The 4,604-nt window shown below is 70.8% G+C and carries 5 protein-coding genes; 4 read left to right on the forward strand and 1 reads right to left on the reverse strand.

Going from position 1 to position 4,604, the window contains the following annotated elements:
• Positions 1–177 precede the first annotated feature (177 nt).
• Positions 178–1,128: a hypothetical protein gene (locus tag FJV41_RS48050; RefSeq protein WP_246137886.1), complete on the forward strand. Its 951-nt coding sequence runs from the start codon at positions 178–180 to the stop codon at positions 1,126–1,128.
• 442 nt (positions 1,129–1,570) lie between these two features.
• Here the strand turns inward: FJV41_RS48050 and FJV41_RS48055 are convergent, their stop codons facing one another.
• Entirely contained in the window at positions 1,571–1,753 is a 183-nt protein-coding gene (locus tag FJV41_RS48055) for a hypothetical protein (protein ID WP_141649341.1), read from the reverse strand.
• A gap of 599 nt (positions 1,754–2,352) precedes the next feature.
• Here FJV41_RS48055 and FJV41_RS48060 point away from each other — a divergent pair.
• The 3 genes from FJV41_RS48060 to FJV41_RS48070 all read left to right on the forward strand — a co-directional run bounded on the left by FJV41_RS48060 (position 2,353) and on the right by FJV41_RS48070 (position 4,474).
• Positions 2,353–2,691, forward strand: coding sequence for a hypothetical protein (locus FJV41_RS48060; RefSeq protein WP_246137887.1), 339 nt, complete (start codon positions 2,353–2,355; stop codon positions 2,689–2,691).
• Positions 2,692–2,788: 97 nt separating this feature from the next.
• On the forward strand, positions 2,789–3,718 hold the full coding sequence (gene xerD / locus FJV41_RS48065) for a site-specific tyrosine recombinase XerD (RefSeq protein WP_141649342.1): 930 nt from the start codon (positions 2,789–2,791) through the stop codon (positions 3,716–3,718).
• 135 nt (positions 3,719–3,853) lie between these two features.
• Positions 3,854–4,474 carry a Uma2 family endonuclease gene (locus FJV41_RS48070; RefSeq protein ID WP_141649343.1) on the forward strand — a complete coding sequence of 207 codons (621 nt, stop codon included), beginning with the start codon at positions 3,854–3,856 and terminating at the stop codon, positions 4,472–4,474.
• Positions 4,475–4,604 lie beyond the last annotated feature (130 nt).

Consider the following 4,604-nt stretch of genomic DNA (forward strand, 5'->3'; position numbering starts at 1 on the left):
CCGAGCGCCCCCGCCGCTGAAGTTTGACTGACAGTCCTCGGGTGCTCCCACCGCCCTACCTGGGCGGTGGGGTCAGCTCCCACCGCACGCACCGAGAGCGCGCGCGATGCCACCCGAGGTGAGCAGCCCCTGATTCCCGGCCTTGCGAGGAGGTCGTGTCGGGGGGAAAGTGATCGTGTGTTGATCTCCCTCGTCGCCGTTCTCTCCGTGGTCGCCCAGGCGCCCACGGCGCTCCCGCAGGGGCCCCTGAGTGTGTTGATCGCCCCACCGGATGCGACGGGAGCCCCGGCCCACATCGTCGAGTTCGCGCAGGAGCACGTGGCGGAGCAGCTCGAGTCGCGCGGGCTGCGCGTCATCCGCATCGAGAACGTCACCCGGAAGCTGCCCGCCACGCGGCGCCGCACGCTGCTGCGCTGCAAGCGCACGGAGGCCCCGTGTCTCCAGTGGCTCGGCACGGCCAGCAAGGCGGAGGTCGTCCTGGTGGCGGAGCTGGGTCCACGTGCTGGCGGCTACCGCGCCGGGGCGCGCGCCTATGCGGCGAAGGACGGCATGCTCATCTCCGAGCACTTCGTCCTCGACGTGCCGGAGGACAAGCTCCTGGACGCGCTCACCCAGGCCCTGGACGTGGTGGTGCTCAACACGCAGCGCGCGCTGCGGGGACTGCCCCCCGCGCCGCCCATCGACGACGTGCCACCTCCCACGCGGGTGGCCCGGCCTTCCGTGAAGGACGCGCCGCCGCCCGTGGAGCGCGTCGCGCCACCGCCGATGGAAACACCGTCCGTCGCCGTCGCCACGACGTCCTCCGCGCGCCGCTGGGCGTGGCTGCCCGCGGCCGGAGGCGTGGTGCTGGCGGGAGTGGGGACGGTGTTCTACCTGAAGGCCCGGGACCGGTATGACTCCCTGGAGAAGGGGACGGTCGACGCGCCCGTGCGCGACTCGAAGGCGCTGGTGTCGGAAGGAAAGCAGGCGCAGACGGTGAGCCGCGTGGCCCTTGGCGTGGGCGCCGCGGGCATCGTCGCTGGCGCGGTGATGTTCCTGTGGCCCGATGACCCGCCTCCGCAGGTCCTCCCCTCCGCCGCCGTGAGCTCCGGTGGCGCCATGGTCGGACTGTCCGGGACGTGGCCGTGACTTCGAGGAATCCCATGCGAAAAATCTGGACGCTCGGAGCGATGGGCACGGCGCTCGCGGCGGTGCTTTCCGCGGGGGGCTGCTACGACTTCGACGCCGCGCAGAAGCGCTGCCGCGACGAGGGACGGTGCGAGCAGCAGGTCGTGCCAGACGCGGGCTGCATCCCCACCAACACCGGGGAGGACCCTCCGGACGATGAGTTCAAGGACTCCGACTGCGACGGCGTGGATGGCCGGGCCAGCGCGGGCCTCTTCATCGACCCGGTGTACGGCGACGACGCCGTCGGCACGGGCACCCGCGAGGCTCCGCTGCGCACCGTGCGCCACGCGCTCGGGCTGCTGCGCCAGTGGGACGGTGGCGCCCCGACGCGGCTGTATCTCGCGGGCGGCACCTATGACGAAGGCGAGCTGGTGCTGGATGTGCCCGTCTCCGTGCACGGTGGCTATTCGGGGCGCGACGGCGGCTGGGGACGCGTCAGTGGCCAGGTGGCCGTGTTGGACAACGGCGGCACGACGGGCCTCACCGTGCGGGGCGTGACGGACGCGGGAATCGTACTGGAGTACCTGCACATCCGCTCCGCGGACGCGGTGGAGCCCGGGCAGCCCTCCATCGCCCTGAAGGTCATCGACGCTTCGGGCGTGCGGCTGCGCCACACCGTGCTGGAGGCGGGACGCGGCGCGACGGGTGCACAGGGCCTGACAGGCGATGCGGGCGCGGAGGGTCCGGTGGGCCAGGTGGGCGAGGTCACCACGGGAAACCCGAGGGTGATACCGGGAATCGGAGGTGAAGGCGGCGTCAACGTCCTCTGTCCCGGCGTCGGCGGACGCGCTGGAGGCCGAGGCGCGAATGGCGCGCACCTGACCTCGGGTGCCGACGGCGGCCCGGGCGAGCCGGGCCCCTCATCCGGAGCCCCGTTGTTGGGCGGCGCTGGAGGAATCGGCGGCGACAAGACCGAGTTCACCTGTCCGGCAAGTGGCATCTGCATCTGCGTCGCGGGGACGGGCACGCACGGCGGCAGGGGAGCCCAGGGGGGCGGCGGCGACGCGGGCTCGAGCGGTTCGGGCCTGGGGGTGCTCTCCAAGGAGAACCAGACCTGGTCGGTGGGCGTCGAGCAGCAAGGAGGAATTGGGGAGCCTGGCCAGACGGGCAGCGGCGGAGGCGGAGGCGGCAGCGGCGGCGGCTGCATCCTCACCAACAGAACCGTGGACGTGGCGGCCAGCGGCGGTGGCGGCGGCGGCGCTGGTGGTCTTCCTGGTCAGCGCGTTCCGACTGCCGCTCTACGCGCTGGAGGTGCTGGCTTCGGCGGTGGCCTACGCCGTGGAGCGGTGGACGGGGCGCCCGACGCTGCAGTGGGTTCCCGTGCGCCACCACAACCTGAGCTATCTGCCGCATCCGTTCCTGGGCAGACACCTGGCGCTGGCGGTGCGCTCGCGGCCCGCGGAGGTGCTCGCGGTGGCGGATGCCTGCCTGCGCTCGCCGGGGAACATCCTGGTGGGCTGGCCGTGGGTGGTGCAGGCGCTGGAGCGCGCGTCGACGGAGGGCGCGGGCGGGCCGCATCCCTGAGTCCGGGGCCCGTGGGGTCGGCTGGCCTGGGGCCTGGGTGTCGTGACACGTACGTCGCCAGATTGCCTCCGCGCGGGGCTCCGCTAGCCTGGGGGGCATGGAAGGATTGCTCGACGCGTTCATCGCCTTCATCCGCGCGGAGCGTGGGCTGTCCGGCAAGACGGTGGACGCCTATGCCTCGGATCTCACCGTCTACTTCGAGGACCTGCGCGCACGGGGCGTGGAGGATGCGACGCGGGTCCGGCAGGAGGATGTGACGGCGCACCTGTCGTCGCTGTCCAAGGGCGGGCTGGGCAAGCGCAGTCAGGCGAGGCACCTGGCCGCGCTTCGGAGCTTCCACCGCTTCCTGGTCGCCGAGCGACTGGCGGACAAGGACCCGACCGAGGACGTGGACACGCCGCGCTCGGCGAAGAGGCTGCCGTCGTTCCTGACGCTGGAAGAGGTGGAGCAGTTGCTGGCCGCGCCGGACGAACGGACACCGGCGGGGCTGCGCGACAAGGCGATGCTGGAGGTGCTGTACGCCACGGGCCTCCGTGTCAGCGAGCTGTGTGGGCTGGGCGTCAACGACGTGCAGTTGAGCGCGGGCTACCTGGTGGCGAAGGGCAAGGGCTCCAAGGAGCGCGTGGTGCCGTTGGGGCGCGTGGCGGTGGAGAAGACGCAGGAATATCTGGGCAACTCCCGCCCGGCGATGCTCGGTCGGCGTGAGTCGCGGGCCCTGTTCGTGACGCCCCGGGGTTCGGGCTTCACGCGGCAGGGGTTCTGGAAGCTGCTCAAGCGTTATGCGCTGAAGGCGGGCATCCTCAAGCCCCTGTCCCCCCACAAGCTGCGGCACTCGTTCGCCACGCATCTGGTGGAGCGCGGGGCTGACTTGAGGGCCGTGCAGCAGATGCTCGGACACGCGGACCTGGCCACCACGCAGATCTACACCCACGTCAACAGCGCCCGCCTGCGCTCCGTCTACGACGAGTTCCATCCGCGCAGCGACGTGTTCGTCCCCAAGCCGAAGAAGCGGAAGACGGCGTCGTAACTCCGCGCGCTCCGGGACGTGGCGGCCGGGGTGGACCCGACATGTCAGACCGGCCGGTAGACTGCCTACGTACGAGGTAGACACCCTTCAGGGTAGGGTGTTACGGATGGAATCCCAGAGGTTCCATCGACGGAGGTGGGCGTGGGACAGGGCAAGGGTCGGAAGCCGGCGACGTACGAGGACATCGAAGCGCTGCCGGTGGGGTGGGTGGGGGAGATTGTCGAGGGCTTGCTGTACGCGTCGCCGCGCCCGTCGGTGGGACATCTGCACGTGGCATCACGGCTCGGCGCGTTGCTCGTTCAGCCCTTCGACTGGGCCCGTGGAGGTCCCGGGGGCTGGTGGTTCCTGGACGAGCCGGAGATTCATCTGGGGCCGAATGTCGTGGTGCCGGACCTCGCGGCCTGGCGACGCGAGCGGGTTCCGGAGCCCCCGGACCCGGAGACCCCGTGGCTCTCGCTGGCTCCCGACTGGGTTTGCGAGGTGCTGTCACCTTCGACGCGAAGCACGGACCGCGTTCGCAAGCTGCCGCTGTACCACCGGAGCGACGTGCGCCATGCATGGCTCATCGATCCGTTGCGGTGTTCCCTCGAAATCTATCGGAGCGGGAACCGGGGCTGGGACCGCGTGGGCCTTCATGAAGGGCCCGTCGTGATTCGTGAGGAGCCCTTCGAGGCGGTGCCGCTCGACCTGGGGTTGCTGTGGCTGCCACGTCGTGGCGTGACGGGACCCAAGGGCGATGCTGCGACTCCTCCTTAGGCTGTCTCCGCCGTGGGTTTGAAGACTTGAGGTTTGGGTACTGCGGATGGAATCCCAGATGTTCCATCGATGGAGGTGGGCGTGGGGCAGGGCAAGGGCAGGAAGCCGGCGACGTACGAAGACATCGAAG

Source organism: Myxococcus llanfairpwllgwyngyllgogerychwyrndrobwllllantysiliogogogochensis, assembly GCF_006636215.1.
Taxonomy (GTDB): Bacteria; Myxococcota; Myxococcia; order Myxococcales; family Myxococcaceae; genus Myxococcus; species Myxococcus llanfairpwllgwyngyllgogerychwyrndrobwllllantysiliogogogochensis.

Bases quoted from the DNA above. Each gene is read 5' to 3' on its own strand.
- FJV41_RS48055 (WP_141649341.1), bottom strand. From the start codon at position 1,753: ATGACCTTCAGGGCGATGGAGGGCTGCCCGGGCTCCACCGCGTCCGCG.
- xerD (WP_141649342.1), top strand. From the start codon at position 2,789: ATGGAAGGATTGCTCGACGCGTTCATCGCCTTCATCCGCGCGGAGCGT.